This window comes from Bradyrhizobium australafricanum, assembly GCF_020329495.1.
Classification (GTDB): Bacteria; Pseudomonadota; Alphaproteobacteria; order Rhizobiales; family Xanthobacteraceae; genus Bradyrhizobium; species Bradyrhizobium australafricanum.
Window position 1 is genome coordinate 26,684 of sequence record NZ_JAGKJL010000046.1, and the last position, 14,281, is coordinate 40,964.

The 14,281-nt window shown below is 65.4% G+C and carries 15 protein-coding genes; 4 read left to right on the top strand and 11 right to left on the bottom strand.

Annotated elements, in window-relative coordinates; all coding sequences use genetic code 11:
- Positions 1 to 4 precede the first annotated feature (4 nt).
- The 4 genes from J6525_RS32110 to J6525_RS32125 all read right to left on the bottom strand — a co-directional run bounded on the left by J6525_RS32110 (position 5) and on the right by J6525_RS32125 (position 3,541).
- Positions 5 to 1,507 carry a glycosyltransferase family 39 protein gene (locus J6525_RS32110; protein WP_225647738.1) on the bottom strand — a complete coding sequence of 501 codons (1,503 nt, stop codon included), beginning with the start codon at positions 1,505 to 1,507 and terminating at the stop codon, positions 5 to 7.
- Between the two features lie 7 nt (positions 1,508 to 1,514).
- On the bottom strand, positions 1,515 to 2,648 hold the full coding sequence (locus tag J6525_RS32115; RefSeq protein WP_225647739.1) for a glycosyltransferase: 1,134 nt from the start codon (positions 2,646 to 2,648) through the stop codon (positions 1,515 to 1,517).
- A 248-nt stretch (positions 2,649 to 2,896) separates the two neighbouring features.
- Complete coding sequence (locus tag J6525_RS32120; protein WP_028336817.1) at positions 2,897 to 3,103, bottom strand: hypothetical protein; 207 nt, start codon at positions 3,101 to 3,103, stop codon at positions 2,897 to 2,899.
- A gap of 66 nt (positions 3,104 to 3,169) precedes the next feature.
- Positions 3,170 to 3,541, bottom strand: a complete 372-nt coding sequence (locus J6525_RS32125) for a hypothetical protein (RefSeq protein WP_028339943.1) — start codon at positions 3,539 to 3,541, stop codon at positions 3,170 to 3,172.
- 139 nt (positions 3,542 to 3,680) lie between these two features.
- On the opposite strand from J6525_RS32125, the gene J6525_RS32130 reads away from it, so the two are divergent.
- Both J6525_RS32130 and J6525_RS32135 read left to right on the top strand, forming a co-directional pair.
- Positions 3,681 to 4,529, top strand: coding sequence for a DUF72 domain-containing protein (locus J6525_RS32130; RefSeq protein ID WP_225163757.1), 849 nt, complete (start codon positions 3,681 to 3,683; stop codon positions 4,527 to 4,529).
- A 10-nt stretch (positions 4,530 to 4,539) separates the two neighbouring features.
- On the top strand, positions 4,540 to 5,001 hold the full coding sequence (locus tag J6525_RS32135) for a DUF488 domain-containing protein (RefSeq protein ID WP_225647740.1): 462 nt from the start codon (positions 4,540 to 4,542) through the stop codon (positions 4,999 to 5,001).
- Here the strand turns inward: J6525_RS32135 and J6525_RS32140 are convergent.
- From J6525_RS32140 to J6525_RS32165, 6 genes are all read right to left on the bottom strand, one after another.
- Entirely contained in the window at positions 4,998 to 5,915 is a 918-nt protein-coding gene (locus tag J6525_RS32140) for a PhzF family protein (protein WP_225647741.1), read from the bottom strand. The genes J6525_RS32135 and J6525_RS32140 overlap by 4 nt on opposite strands.
- 164 nt (positions 5,916 to 6,079) lie before the next feature.
- Positions 6,080 to 7,393 carry an adenylate/guanylate cyclase domain-containing protein gene (locus J6525_RS32145; protein WP_225647742.1) on the bottom strand — a complete coding sequence of 438 codons (1,314 nt, stop codon included), beginning with the start codon at positions 7,391 to 7,393 and terminating at the stop codon, positions 6,080 to 6,082.
- Between the two features lie 112 nt (positions 7,394 to 7,505).
- Positions 7,506 to 8,669 carry an ABC transporter permease gene (locus J6525_RS32150; protein ID WP_141339985.1) on the bottom strand — a complete coding sequence of 388 codons (1,164 nt, stop codon included), beginning with the start codon at positions 8,667 to 8,669 and terminating at the stop codon, positions 7,506 to 7,508.
- 18 nt (positions 8,670 to 8,687) lie between these two features.
- The gene (locus tag J6525_RS32155; RefSeq protein WP_225647743.1) at positions 8,688 to 9,647 is read right to left on the bottom strand and encodes an ABC transporter ATP-binding protein; all 960 of its coding nucleotides are present in this window, start codon (positions 9,645 to 9,647) and stop codon (positions 8,688 to 8,690) included.
- Entirely contained in the window at positions 9,644 to 10,429 is a 786-nt protein-coding gene (locus J6525_RS32160; protein ID WP_225647744.1) for an HlyD family secretion protein, read from the bottom strand. The genes J6525_RS32155 and J6525_RS32160 overlap by 4 nt, the downstream gene beginning before the upstream one ends.
- On the bottom strand, positions 10,426 to 11,160 hold the full coding sequence (locus J6525_RS32165) for a TetR/AcrR family transcriptional regulator (protein WP_225647745.1): 735 nt from the start codon (positions 11,158 to 11,160) through the stop codon (positions 10,426 to 10,428). The genes J6525_RS32160 and J6525_RS32165 overlap by 4 nt, the downstream gene beginning before the upstream one ends.
- Before the next feature lie 122 nt (positions 11,161 to 11,282).
- Between J6525_RS32165 and J6525_RS32170 the strand changes: the two genes are divergently transcribed.
- A complete protein-coding gene (locus J6525_RS32170) occupies positions 11,283 to 12,302 on the top strand; it encodes a bestrophin-like domain (protein ID WP_225647746.1) in 1,020 nt (339 codons plus the stop codon).
- 29 nt (positions 12,303 to 12,331) lie between these two features.
- Here the strand turns inward: J6525_RS32170 and J6525_RS32175 are convergent, their stop codons facing one another.
- A complete protein-coding gene (locus J6525_RS32175) occupies positions 12,332 to 12,742 on the bottom strand; it encodes a DUF2000 family protein (RefSeq protein ID WP_225647747.1) in 411 nt (136 codons plus the stop codon).
- Between the two features lie 293 nt (positions 12,743 to 13,035).
- Between J6525_RS32175 and J6525_RS32180 the strand changes: the two genes are divergently transcribed.
- Positions 13,036 to 14,253, top strand: a complete 1,218-nt coding sequence (locus J6525_RS32180; RefSeq protein ID WP_225647748.1) for an NAD(P)/FAD-dependent oxidoreductase — start codon at positions 13,036 to 13,038, stop codon at positions 14,251 to 14,253.
- Positions 14,254 to 14,281: the final 28 nt, after the last annotated feature.

Here is a 14,281-nt window from a genome sequence, read left to right on the forward strand (position 1 = left end):
GATTTTATTGGAGTTCCGGCGGCGGGGAACGGTCGAGGATCTCGCCCTTTGCACCTTCCAGCAGGTCGAGCGCGTAGGTCTCGATGGTCAACGGCCCCCGCATGCGTTTGGCCTCGGCCACCGTTTCGACACGGGCGAAATTGTCGCGCAGCGAGGCCGGCATCGCCTGCTCGACCTCATGCACATAGAGCAGCTTGCCAGCCAGTTGCGCCGGGCTCGGCTCTTGCATGTTGACCCAGCGAATGCGCTGGCCCTGCTGGGCGACGCAGGTGCCCTTGGGGAGATAGAAGGCGAGCCAGCCCGTGGTGCCGTAATCCGCCGCCAGCACGCAGCTCGCGCCGGTCCGCACGCGGGTCGCCTCGATCTCGTCCGCTAGCTCCTGCCAGCCGACACCGACGCTGCGCACGGTGGCGTCGCGGCGGTAGCCCGAGAGCAAACCGGTGTTGGCCTGCACGATCAGCAGCGCGAACAGCACGACGCCGACGGGCGCGGCCCAGCGGCGGCAGAAATCGATCGTGCGCTGCTCGCGCGGCGCCCACTGCACCTGGACTGCCGCGACCGCGGCCGCCACGGCAAAGGCGGGATAGACCGGCGCGAACCAGTTGGCCTCGACCCGTGCATGCAATGCGTGCCAGGTGAAGTAGACCACGATGGTCCAGAACATCGTATTGACCAGCACGCGCGCCTCCAGCGCGCCGGCGCGGCGCCGATAGAGCGCGTAGAGGCCCATCACGCCGAGAATGAAGACCAATGGCGTTGCGAACGCAAACTGGGTCGGGATCAGCTCGGCGATGTAGGTCGGGCGGAAATCCTCGATCCGCGCCCGGCCCATCTGCTTGATGAAGGACACCCAGTGGTGATCGGCATTCCAGCGGATGACCGGGCTGAACAGGCCGAGGGCGACCAGACCGCCGAGATAGAGCCAGGGCGAGAGAAACCAGCGCCGCAGCTTCGGCACCATCGCAAGCCAGATCAGGATCGCCGGACCAAAGAACAGCGCCGAGTATTTCGACAGCAGCGCCGCGCCGGCGCCGGCGCCGACCGCAAGCCACCATTCGCCGCGACCGCTCTCCAGCACCTTTGCCAGCGCGTACAGCAGGAGGCTGGCAGCGACCAGCAGCGGCGCATCTGGTGTCACGATCAGCGTGCCGACGGCGGCCATCAGCGTCACATTGAGCAGGATCGTTGCGCTCGCGGCGATGCGCCGGCCGCCGAACAGGATCTCGGCCGCCCGGTAGATCGCCCAGCTCATCGGCAGTGCGAGCAGGATCGACACCAGCCGCACGCCGAAGGGCGTATCGCCCGCGATCATGGTGCCGAGCCGGATCACGACCGCCACCATCGGCGGATGGTCGTAATAGCCGCCGGCGAGCGACTTCGACCACATCCAGTAATAGGCTTCGTCGAAAGTCAGCGGCGTCCATGCGGCGGCGGCCAGCCGCAGCACGACCAGCGCGCACACCGCAAGCGCGGTGTTTCGGGCCAGCCGCGCCTCGTTCGCGTTCATGCCACCGTCATCGCTTGCGCCAGACGAACAGCCCGGACATCGCGTAATTCCACACCACGCCCATCAGTGCGCCGGCCGCGCCCGCCAGCCACCAGATCGGCTCCTGGTCGTAGACGGAGAACGCGACGCCGACATTGGCGAGCAGGCCGACGCTGCAGACCAGATAAAACAGCAGCAGGCCGCGCAGGATGCCAAAGCCCTTCAGCCGCTGGTCGCGGTAGGTCAGGAAATTGTTGAGGATGAAGTTGCTGGTCATGGCGACGATCGCACCGGCGGCCTGGGCCTCCGGGAATGGCGCCTTGAACAGTTCAAGCGCGATGAACAGCACGGTGAGGTGCACCACCAGGCCGAGCCCGCCGACGGCTGCGAACAGAATGAAGCGCAGCGAGATCAGATCATTGGTCAGCTTCGCCAGCACCAAGCCGAGGAAGTCGAGCGCGACCATGGAGTCGAGCTTGCTCTCGCCATGCTGGCGGGCACCGAAGGTGTAGGGAATCTCGACCGCGCGCAGCTTGCCCTCCGCAGTCGCCACGATGTCGAGCAGAATCTTGAAGCCCTGCGTCGACAGCTGCGGCGCGAGCTGCTCGAAACGGTCGCGGCGGATCATGAAGAAGCCGCTCATGGGGTCGGCGATCTCGACCTTCAGCGCGCGGCGCGCGATCTCGGTGGCGAACGCGCTGGCACCGGCGCGCTGCTTGTTGAAGCCGTCGGCCTTGTAGCCCTCGATATAGCGGCTGCCGACCACGAGCTCGGCCTCGCCGCTCTGCAGCAGCGCCACCATCTTCGGCAGCTGGGTCTCGTCATGCTGCAGGTCGGCGTCCATCACCGCGGCATAGGACGCGCTCGAGGCCAGGATGCCCTCGATGCAGGCGCCGGACAGGCCGCGCCGGCCGATCCGGCGGATGCAGCGCACGCGGGAATCCTTCCGCGCCAGCGCGCGCACCACGTCCCAGGTTCCGTCGGGCGAATTGTCGTCGACGAAGATGACTTCCCAGGACACGTCCTTCAGGATCGCGTCGAGCCGGCGGTACAGCACCGTGACATTGTCGCGTTCGTTGAAGGTCGGGACGACCACCGAAAGCAGCGGCAAGCTTGCTGCCTGCGATGAGGTTTCGGGGCTCGGCTTGATGGCTTGGTTCATGAGCGCCAGCGTATAGCCGCAGCCTCTCCCGCTGCCAAGGCAGGCCGACCCAAACGCAAGCTCGGAAAGCGGGAAAACGGGGCAAAACACCCCTGAAAATGCCAACGACCACGAACAAGGGGCGCGCGTACATCCGGCGCAGCCAATCAATGTCGTGGTCGTCCGGCGCCGGAGCCCTGAAGCTGCAACGTCGCCGTTGGAAGCAAGATAGGAAGGCCCCAGGCGGTCCGCAAGGGGCGCAGGAGGCGCTAGTTGTTCGGGACTTCCCGGATCACCGGGCCGCGTGGCGCCGGGGCTGCCGGCGCGGCCTCGGCAGCTGGAGCCGCCTGCGGCTGTGCGGCGGACCGGGTCGGGTTACGGAGCTGGCTCGGCGACGGCCCATAGATGAACGCCGCCGCCAGCGCGATGGCTGCGACCAGTGCGCCCAGAAAGCCTGCCGTCGATTGTGAGCCCATGCCGATCATCCCTCGCCTGCACGGATTGATATCAAAAATCGGCCGGCCGCAACAGGATTTGGGAACCTATTTGGCCGCGGCCCTGCGCCGGGTGAAGGCGGTCACGATGTCCTTCTGCGCGAGCTCGATCGCGCGGTTGGCGGTCGTCAGATTCGCGTCGGCGTCCTGCTTCGGAAATTGCAGCGACAGGAAGTCGATCAGCGACACCCGGAAGTTCTGCCGCTCCGACGGACAGACATTGGCGATCAGCGAGGTGAATTCCTGGTCGGACATCGCCTTGTTGCTGTCGCGGGGATATTCGCGGGCGAGACAATTCCAGTAGGCATCGCGGCCGGTGATCGCGAGCTTGTGCGCATCGTCGACCTCATCGGCCATTGCAGCGGACGATATGGCGGCGGAGGACATGATCAAGAGGGCGGCCGCAACCAGCATGCGCATTGTTGTTCTCCATTTTGGCGCATCGTAGCGAAGCGCGACAGCGACGATAAGCACCGCCGCGCCGATCTGGCAAACTGGCCAATCACGATTATTTTGACTAGTCTTGCTTCCTGTTCCCTCCCTCACGATGAGTGCAGTCGTGGCCAAAGCTCCCACCAAGGCGACCAAGACAGACACCAAGGCAACCAAGACCGACGCAGGCAACATCTATATCGGCATCGGCGGCTGGACCTTCGAGCCGTGGCGCGGGGTGTTCTATCCGGAGAAGCTCGCGCAAGCGAAGGAGCTGTCCTACGCCGCCTCCAAGCTGACCTCGATCGAGATCAACGGCACCTATTACGGCTCGCAGAAGCCGGAGAGCTTTCGCAAATGGGCCAGCGAAGTGCCCGACGGCTTCATCTTCTCGCTGAAGGGACCGCGCTTCGCCACCAACCGCCGCGTGCTCGCCGAGGCCGGCGATTCGGTGAAGCGGTTCTATGATTCGGGCGTGCTGGAGCTGAAGGACCGGCTCGGGCCGGTGCTCTGGCAGTTCGCGCCGACCAAGAAGTTCGACGGCGCCGATTTCGGCAAGTTCCTCGAGCTGCTGCCGCGCAAGCTCGACGGCCGCGCGCTGCGCCACGTCGTCGAGGTCCGCCACGACAGTTTTTGCGTGCCCGAATTCGTCGCCCTGATTCGCGAGCACGAGGTACCGGTGGTGTTCGCCGAGCACGGCAAATATCCGGCGATCGCCGACGTCGCGAGCGACTTCGTCTATGCCCGGCTGCAGAAGGGCAATGACGAATTGAAGACCTGCTATCCGCCGAAGCAGCTCGACGCCTGGGCCAGGCGGTTTCAGGACTGGGCCGGCGGCAGCGAGCCCGACGACCTGCCGAAGGTCGAGAAGGCCGCGCCCAAGAAGGCGCCGCGCGACGTGTTCGCCTATGTGATCCACGAGGGCAAGATCCGCGCGCCCGCCGGCGCGATGGAGCTGATCGAACGGGTGAAGTGAGCGAGAACCGATGGCGAAGGCCAGGAAGCTGTTCACCATCGGCTACGAGCAGACGCCGTCCAAGGCGGTGCTCGACGAGCTCGAGCAGGCCGGCGTCAAGCTGCTGGTCGACGTCCGCGCCATCGCCTCCTCGCGCCGGCCCGGCTTCTCCAAGACCCAGCTCGCGGCGGGCCTCGACGAGCGCGGCATCGCCTACGTCCATTTGCGCGGCCTCGGCACCCCGAAGAGCGGACGGGAGGCGGCGCGCAGCGGGCAATATGCGCTGCTGCACAAGATCTATTCGGCGCACCTGAAGACGGCACAGGCCAAGGAAGAGCTCGACGAGCTGTCGGCGCTGGTCAAGCAGTCCGGCCCGGTCTGCATCCTCTGCTACGAGCGCGACCACGAACACTGCCACCGTCGCTGGATCGCCGAGATCATCGAGGAGCGCGATAACGTCAAGATCGAGAACCTGGCGGCGCCGCAGGTCTAGCCTGCCTCGCCCGGCACGTTCAGCGTTCCCTCCATCATCGTCACGCAGCCGCCGCCGACATGCACCGATTTGATCGCGCCGGCCTGCTTGCGCACCCTCGTCAGCAAGAGGCTCGGCCGGCCCATGTCGACGCCCTGCCCAATCCGCAGCCGCAATTCGCCATCGCGCGCGGGATCGATATCGGCGAGCAGCGCCGCGCAAGCCGCGGTCGCGCTGCCGGTGGCGGGATCCTCGGACAGGCCGCTGGCGCCCGGATGGAACATGCGCGCCTGCAGGTCGAGCGGCTGCTCGCTCGCCGGCACGTCGCGGGTGTAGAAATAGACGACGTCGCGGCCGATCTCGGCCAGCGTCCTGGCGAACGCCGCAGCATCGGGCCTGGCGCGCTTCAGCGCCTCGCGCGAGGCGATCTCGACCACCAGGAACGGCAGCCCGACCGAGACGACCTGCGGGACATGCCGATCGGTCTTCACGTCATCCGCCGTCAGCGACAGGCACGCGGCGGCATCGGCCGCGCTCACCTCATTGGTCCGCTGCAACGCCTGCGGCGCGGTCAGCTCGGCCCCGATCACATTGCCGCTGTCGGACAGGATCTCGACCGGCACGAGGCCCGCCTTCTCCTCGAACCTCAAGCGCGCCGGCGCCTTCGCGGTCCGGCTCGCCAGCACGAACGCGGTGCCGACATTGGGATGGCCGGCGAACGGAATTTCCGAGCGCACCGTAAAGATGCGAACCTGGGCGTCGTTGGCCTTGTCGTGCGGCGGCAGCACGAAGGTCGTCTCGGAATAGTTGAACTCGGTCGCGATCGCCTGCATCGCTTCGGTCGACAGCCCTTCGGCGTCGAGCACCACGGCGAGCGGGTTGCCGCCGAAGGCGCGGTCGGTGAAAACGTCGACGGTGATATAGCGCCGCTGCATCTTGCTTGTCCTCGTGCTCCGGTCATTCCGATGACGTCACCGTAGCACGGCCCGCGCGATGCCCTTCAGAGCACTCGGTACAATCGCGGGCAAGTCACATGCAGGCAGCTCGCGCGGCTTGAGGAGACGTGCGTGATTGCCTCGGATCATGTGAGCGTTGCCGCCTACCCCAGCTGCCAGACGTGCACCGGGTGCTCGTAGCCCCGCACCGGGATCTCGCCGCGCGACACCGCGTCCTTGCAGTCGTCGCCGAGTGCCTCGCGCACCTCCGAGGAAATCAGGAATTGCGAGCCGAGCTCCTTGTTCAGCGCCTCGAGCCGCGCGGCGAAATTCACGGTGTCGCCGATCACGGTGTATTCCTTGCGCCGGGGCGAGCCGATATTGCCGGCGACGACCTCGCCGATGTGGATGCCGATGCCGATGCGCAGCGGCCAGCTCGTCGCCGCGTTGGTGCGCTCGTTCGCCGCGAGCATTTCACGCGCGGCGGCGACCGCCTGATGCGCGGCGTCGCCGGTCTCAAACGGGGCACCGAACAGCGCGAGAAAGCCGTCGCCGAGAAACTTGTTCACGATGCCGCCATGGCGATCGAGGATATCGACCAGCACGGCAAAGGCGCCGTCGAGCCTGTCCACCACCTCCTGCGGCGAGCGGGTGCGCGCACCGGCCGTGAAGCTGCGGAAATCCACGAACATCACCGCAACACGGCGGATGTCGCTGCCGGTGCCGGCACCCTCCGTCATCAGACGTTCGACCACCTGCGGCGAGACGTGCTGGCCGAACAGATTGGTGATGCGATCGCGCGCGGTGGCGGCCGCGATGCTGGCCGCGAACTGCCGGCGCAGCTGCATGCCGACCGCGCCGGCCAGCATGCCGCAGATCAGGATGATCGAGCTCCGCGCGGCGTGATAGTAGATGCTGGTCTCGGCCGCGCCGCCGCCCGAGGGATGGAAGAACACCGCCATGTAGAACAGCTCGACCGCCGCGACGAAGCCGGTGAAGGTCGAGAGCCAGAAGTCGAGCCGCAGCGTCGACAGGATGATGAAGACGAAATAGATCAGCGGCGCCACGAAGCCGAGCGCCTCCTGCGGCCCCATGCTGTTCATGTGCAGCGCCAGCACGACGGTCGGCAGCGACGTCTCGACCAGCACGCCGATGTAGCGCCGGATCACCGGCAGGTCGCGCCCCTTGCGCATGTGCCAGCTGATCGCCCCGTGCACCCAGAGCTCGAACAGTATCAGCGGAATGGTGACGTAGAAGACGTAGACGGGGCTGAGGTTGCCGTGCCAGACGCGGCTGACCGCCTCGGGCGCGAAGAAATACACCAGCAGACTGATCGCCGCGAGGGCAGCGGCGGTAGCGATCAGCACCTTGATGCGGAGCAACTCGGTGGTCATCACCTCGCGCATCAGGGCGTGATGGAAGTCGGCGGATACGGTTGTGTCTTCCGCTGCGCTGTTTTTGTCCGAAGATTCCGCCATGCCTCCCACCCCGTCATTCCGGGGCGCGAAGCGAACCCGGAATCTCGAGATTCCGGGTTCGATGCTTCGCATCGCCCCGGAATGACGATCATTGATGGCATCCATCATAGCCTCAATCGAGCGTGCGGCGGAAGCGCGTCACCGCGATCGTCATGGCGAACAGCATCAGGGCGACCAATGCGGCAGTGTCGTATTGCAGGTTCTGCATCGCCGCCCCCTTCAGCATGATGGCCCGGACGATGCGCACGAAATGGGTCAGCGGCAGCCCCTCGCCGATATATTGCGCCCAGACCGGCATGCCCGCGAACGGAAACATGAAGCCGGACAGCAGGATGCTCGGCAGGAAGAACATCATCGAGAGCTGCATCGCCTGCAGCTGGTTCTGCACGATGGTCGAGAACGTGTAGCCGATCGACAGGTTGGTGGTGATGAACAGCGTGGTGAGCAGCGCCAGCAGCGTAAGGCTGCCGAGGACCGGCACGCCGAACAGCAAAATGCCGATGGCGATGATCAGCGTGGCCTGGATGAAGCCGACCAGCACATAGGGGATGATCTTGCCGAACATCACCTCGACCGGCTTGATCGGCATCGAGAGCAGGCTCTCCATGGTGCCGCGCTCGATCTCGCGCGTCACCGAGAGCGCGGTGAAGATCAGCATGGTCATGGTCAGGATGGTGCCGACCAGGCCGGGCACGATATTGAGGCGCGAATCCGCCGCCGGGTTATAGCGGGCGTGGGCGCGGATTTCGAACGGCATGTCCGGGGGATCGCCGACGTGCAGATCATGCGCCAGCGCCGATTGCACCAGCGGCCCGAGCGCGCCGAGCGCCGAGCCCGACGCGACCGGGTCGGTGGCATCGGCCGCGACCAGCAGCGCCGGCCTGTCGCCGCGCCGCACCGCGCGCTCGAAGCCGCGCGGGATCTCGACGCCGAACAGCACCTTGCCGGATTGCAGCAGCTCGTCGAACTCCTCGACGGTGTGGACCTCGCGGACAAAATGGAAATAGGCGGTGTTCTCCATCGCCTTCAGGATCGAACGGCCGAGATCGCTGTCCTCCTGGGTCAGCACCGCGGTCGGCAGATTGCGCGGCGTGGTGTTGATGGCGTAGCCGAACAACGTCAGCTGCATCACCGGCAGCATGATGATCATGGCGAACGAGACGCGGTCGCGGCGAAGCTGGATGAACTCCTTGACCAGCATCGCGTAGCTGCGCCGCCAGAAGCCGAATGCCGGCTCCCTCGCCTCGCTGTTCTGGATCGTTTCCGTTGCGCTCATCGCAATTATCCCTGGAAATTATCCTTGAAAGTTATCCTTGGAACGCCCCATCAGGTCGATGAAGACGTCTTCGAGCGACGGCTCGCTGGCCTGCCAATGCCATTTCGAATTGTCCCGATAGGGCGCGATCGCGGCCTCGAGCGCCGCCTTGTCGCGGCCGGAGACGTGCAGGCTGGTGCCGAACGGCGCCACCATGTCGACGCCGGGCTTGTCCGTGAGTTCGGCCATCAGGCCGTTGAAGTCCTCGCCCGTCACCGTCCAGGTCGACAGCGCGGAGGCGGCGATCACCTCGTCCACCGTGCCGTGGGCCAACAGATGGCCGTAGGCGATGTAGGCGATCTCGTGACAGCGCTCGGCCTCGTCCATGTAATGGGTCGAGACCAGCACGGTGAGGCCTTCGGCGGCGAGCGCGTGGATCTCGTTCCAGAAATCGCGCCGCGCCTTGGGATCGACGCCGGCGGTCGGCTCGTCCAGCAACAGCAATTGCGGATTGGGCAGCGTGCAGGCGCCGAGCGCCAGCCGCTGCTTCCAGCCGCCGGAAAGGTTGGCGGCGAGCTGCTCCTCGCGGCCCTTCAGCCCGATCCGCGCGATCATGTCGGCCGCGGCGCCGCGCGCGTCCGGCATGCCATAGAGCCGCGCCACGAATTCGAGATTCTCGCGCACCGACAGATCCTGGTAGAGGCTGAAGCGCTGCGTCATGTAGCCGACCTTGCGCTTGATCTTGTCGGCATCGCGCCGGATGTCGTAGCCGAGGCAGGTGCCCTCGCCGCTGTCGGGCGTCAGCAGGCCGCACAGGATGCGGATGGTCGTCGTCTTGCCGCTGCCGTTGGGACCGAGGAAGCCGTAGATCGAGCCGCGCTTGACCTGCATCGACAGGTCATGGACGACCTCGCGTCCGCTAAACGATTTGGTCAGGCCCTTCACATCGATGGCGACGGAGGGTGCGTTGGACCGCGCGCTGGTGGAGCCGCCGTTCATCTGCGCTCCGCCACCGGCGTCTTGGGATTGAGATAGATGCTGATCGGCTGACCGACGCGCAGCACATCGGGCCGGCTCGGCCGCGCCTGGATCAGATAGACCAGCTTGTTGCGCTCATCGAGACTGTAGATGACCGGCGGCGTGTATTCCGCCGTGGTGGCGATGAAGTAGATCTTCGCGGTGAGGTCGGCGGCGCAATTGTCGCAGGTCACCCTCACCTCGTCGCCGAGCGCGAGCTTCGGCAGCTCGGCCTCCGGCACGAAGAAGCGCAGCTTCATGTTGCCGGGCGGCATGATCGACAGCACCGGGCGCTGCGCCTGCACCATCTCGCCCTCGCGGAAATAGATCTGCTGGATCGAGCCCGCGATCGGCGCAAAGCCCTTGCGACGGTCGAGCCGGGTCTGCGAGGTGTTGACCCGCGCCTCCGCGACGCGCAGCGCCGAGACCGCGGAATCCAGATTGGCCTGGGTGCCGGCGCCGGTGCCGCGCAGCGAGGCGGCGCGGTCATAGCTCTGCCGCGCGTTGGCGAGGGTCGCGTCGTTCTGGTTGAGATCGGCGCGCTGCAGGTCGTCGTCGACCGAGTAAAGCAGATCGCCGGGCTTGACCTCGTCGCCCTCGCGCACATTGAGCTTGATGACGCGGCCGGATTCATCGGGACTGACGAAGATCATGTCGGCCTCGACCCAGCCCTGGAAGCCGGGATCACGCTTCTCCTGGCAACCGGCCAGCGCCGCCGCCAGCACGACTGTCGTCACGAGCTTCATCATGCGCGAGACGGTCATGGCTTGCTCCGTTCGCCGAAGATCAGATCGAGATGAACCTTGAACATCGCGAGGGCATCGAGCGGCGCGTGCCGGGCAAACAGGCTCTGCCAGATCACCGCGACGATCGCGGGCGCCACGACGAGTTGGGGAAACTGCGCGAGCTGGCGCTGCCTGATCTCGCCGCGCGTGATCGCGAGCTGGATCAGCGCCTGCATCGCAGCCATCCCCTTCGACACCACCTCGCGGAAATAGAAGTCGGCGATCGCCGGGAAGCGCGGCCCTTCGGAGACGATCAGGCGGATGATGTCGCCGCGCCGGGTCGACACGACCTCGCGGATGAAGGTCTCGGCGAATCTCTCCACCGCATCGCGCACCGGGCCGGTGATGGTCGGCGGCGCGGCCATGCGATTGACCAAGGGCACGACGGCGGTGCGGATGAGCTCCTCGAACATCGACTCCTTGTCCTTGAAGTACAGATAGAGCGTGCCCTTGGCGACGCCCGCCCGCTTGGCGACATCGTCGAGCCGCGTCGCGGCAAAGCCGCGCGCAATGAACTCATCCATCGCCGCCTCAACGATCGCAGCGCGCCGCTCCGCGGATTTCTCGGCGCGGTTCGCGGCAGGCTTGGCCTCGGGCAGCTTTGCCGAGGCCACCTTCGGGATCCTCGCCGCGGCAGCCCGGATCGTGGCGGTCCGGCGCCTGGCAGGCCGGGAGCGGTTCGCTTCTTGGATGCGCTTTGTCATGGCCATAATATGACTGACCAGTCAGTCATTGTCAACGTGTTCAAAGAAAACGCCTGCCGGCCGGAAGCGTTCCTGTCGGCCTTCCCGGGTCCTCAGGGTGCGCATAGATTCTCGATCTCGCGGCGCAAATGCCCGAATTTGCTGCTTATTTTCGCCCCTATGGGGAACAGTGGGCGCAGGGAAAGCCGGGTGCCGATCGCATCCACGGGCCCCGTGCAACAAAGAGGCGCAGGGGTGGCACCACAGGTGTAACCGGAGCAATCCGGCTTTCCCTGCGCGATGGGCTACGGCTCACTTCGTGCTCTCCCCGGCAAGATCGGGGGGATTTTGATACAAGCGATCGGCTGGGGGAAACACCTATGAGCGATTGGTTACACAACCTTTCTGTGCCGTGGATGGCCTTCATCGTCTTCGGCTTCACCTATCTTGTTGCCGTTCTCATTTTCGCAGGCGTTGCGATCCTGTCGACCAAGGCGCGCGCAACGTCCTTCAAATCGATCTCGCCCGGCATGTTGCCGGTGCTCGGCATCCTTTTCGGCCTGTTTGTCGCGTTCACCGCGGCACAGGTCTGGAGTGACAGTGATCGCGCCACCGCGGCGGTGAGCCGCGAAGCCAGCTCGTTGCGGGCGGTCATCTTGCTCGCCGGCGGCCTGCCGCCGGATCAGGAGGCGCGCCTGCGCGGCCTCGTTCGCGACTACGTCGAGGAAACGGTCGCCGTGGAATGGCCGATGATGGCGCGCCAGGCTGCATCGCTCAAGGCAGCTCCTCCCGCGCTGACCGCGGCGTTGCGGCTTGTCGTATCGACGCCCGCGCAAAACCCGGGCCAGCAGACGACGCAGCACGAGATCATCACCAATCTGAATTCGGCACTCGATGCGCGACGACAACGGATCATCGTCAGTCAGACCGAGGTCGACTCGATCAAATGGTGGTGCCTCTACCTTCAGGCCATCTGCGAGCTATTGGTCATTGCCCTTGTTCACTGCGACAACCGGTTGGGATCCGCCATCGCGATGGGACTGTTCGCGACCGGCGTGGCCACATCGGTTCTGCTGATTGCCGCGCATGATCGACCATTCACCGGCCAGATATCGATTGCGCCGACCCCGTTGTTGCAGATCATGCCGGACAAGGAGGCGAGCCGATAAGCGCCGGACCGCACTACGCGCGCTGTCCGCTACGTGTGAAACTTCAGCCCATCGAGGATTTTGTCGACCACCTTGCGGTCGGCGCGAATGGCGAGGCCGACCAGGTTGAGCTCGCTGCGCACGACCGCCTTCACCACCTCGCGGTTGGCGGCGTCATGCGTGGTCTTGAACATGTCCTCGGTGTAAAGCGCCGGCTGCACGTTGCGCGCCAGCGCGCGCTCCAGCGCCCGCGACAGCGCAGACCCGTCGGCGCCGTAGATCAGGATCGGTTGGCCGATCAAAGAGAGATATCTGGTCCCCGAGCCGTCCTCGTAATTCTCGCCGATACATTCGGGAAAGGAAGCCGCGATGCCGCCGGCAAGAAACGACGCCACGTTGAGCTTCTGCCAGACTTCCAGGTCGGTGCGGATCACGACCGCGATCTTGGTGTTGAACTGCATGATGCAAGTCTAGCGGCAGGCAGGCGGCGAACGCCAGTTCTACAGGTGCAGACCACATCTGCCAGCGAGGCGCTGACGTTAGATTCCCGGGAGACCCGCCGGCGCAGCCTGCCGACCTGAACCTGCCATTCCGCGCCGACGAGAAGGACTTGTGATGAAGTCTTATCATTGGCAACAGGGCGACGTCGCAAAGGCCCGATCCGTGCCGCGACGGAAAGCGATAGTCAGCTCCTGCGCCGCGTAGTAGGCTTCGGGCGTTCGATGACCATCAGCATATTTCAGGGCATTGCATCATGATCAGCAAGGCCGATGTTGTTGTTATTGGTTCGGGCGGATTGGGCGCGGCCACAGCCTATTACCTGAGCAAGCGTGGAGGTCTCAGCGTCGCCCTTGTCGACAAGCATGAGATCGGATCGCAAACCTCCCCCCGCGCTGCAGGCATGGTGAGTTGCGCGCGCAAGAGCGACTTGATGATTGGCCTCATCAAGGACGCATGCCGCAAGATCGAGGCGTTCACGGAAGAAACCGGCCAGCCACTCGACTGGGTGCATTCGGGCAGCCTCAAGATTGCGCGTCGGCCACAGGACGCCGAAGTGATCGAGGAAGATTTCGAGCGCGGACGCCGCACCGGCCTCGACGTCGAGCTGATCTCTCCGGAAGAGGCGAGCGGTCTCAATCCGTTCTTGCAGCCGGCGGGCGTCGTTGCGGCGATGCGGATCGGCGACGACCGGTATTTCGACCCGGCGCAGGTTGCCGTCGGTTTCGCCACAGCCGCCGCGGCCAACGGTGCAACCTTGCTGCCGAAGACTGACGTGCGCGCCGTTAACATCGTCGGCGGCACCGTGATCGGCTTGACCACCGCGAACGGCGTCATTGAAAGTCCGGTTGTCGTCGATGCGGCCGGTGCGTGGACGCGGCAGGTCGCGGAGGCGAGCGGGATTCGCGTGCCGCTGGTGCCGACCCGGCAGCAATTGATCGTCACCGAGCCTTTGGATGGCGTCCGTGCCGACCTGCCGATGATCCGCATCATGGATGCTGCGGTGTATGCCCGCCCGTGTCAGGGTGGTTTCCTGTGGGGTGTCTACGAGGAAACGCCGCGCTTCTTCGATATGCAATCGCTTGGGGCCGGCTTCGACGTCAAGGACATGCCGCTCGATATCGGCGTGCTTCATGCCGCCGCCGATGAGGTCAAGGACCAGCTCCCGTTCCTGCAAACCGCCAAGGTGCGGGAGTTTCGCGGCGGCATTCCGACGATGACCGCCGACGGCCATCATATTCTTGGCCCGGCCATTGGCGTGGCCGGCTTCTATTTTGCGAGCGGGTGCAACGTCGCCGGTCTGTCGATCTCGCCAACCGTCGGCGAGGCGCTTGCGGCCTGGATCGTGGACGGCAAGCCGCCCATCGATCTATCGCCGATGTCGGTCATGCGGTTCAAAGACCAATCGTGGTCCGAAGACCAATTGGAGCGCGACGCCGCCTGGCAATACCGACACTTCTATGGCGCCGTCTGAGCGCGGCAGCGCGCTTTGCCCACCAGGC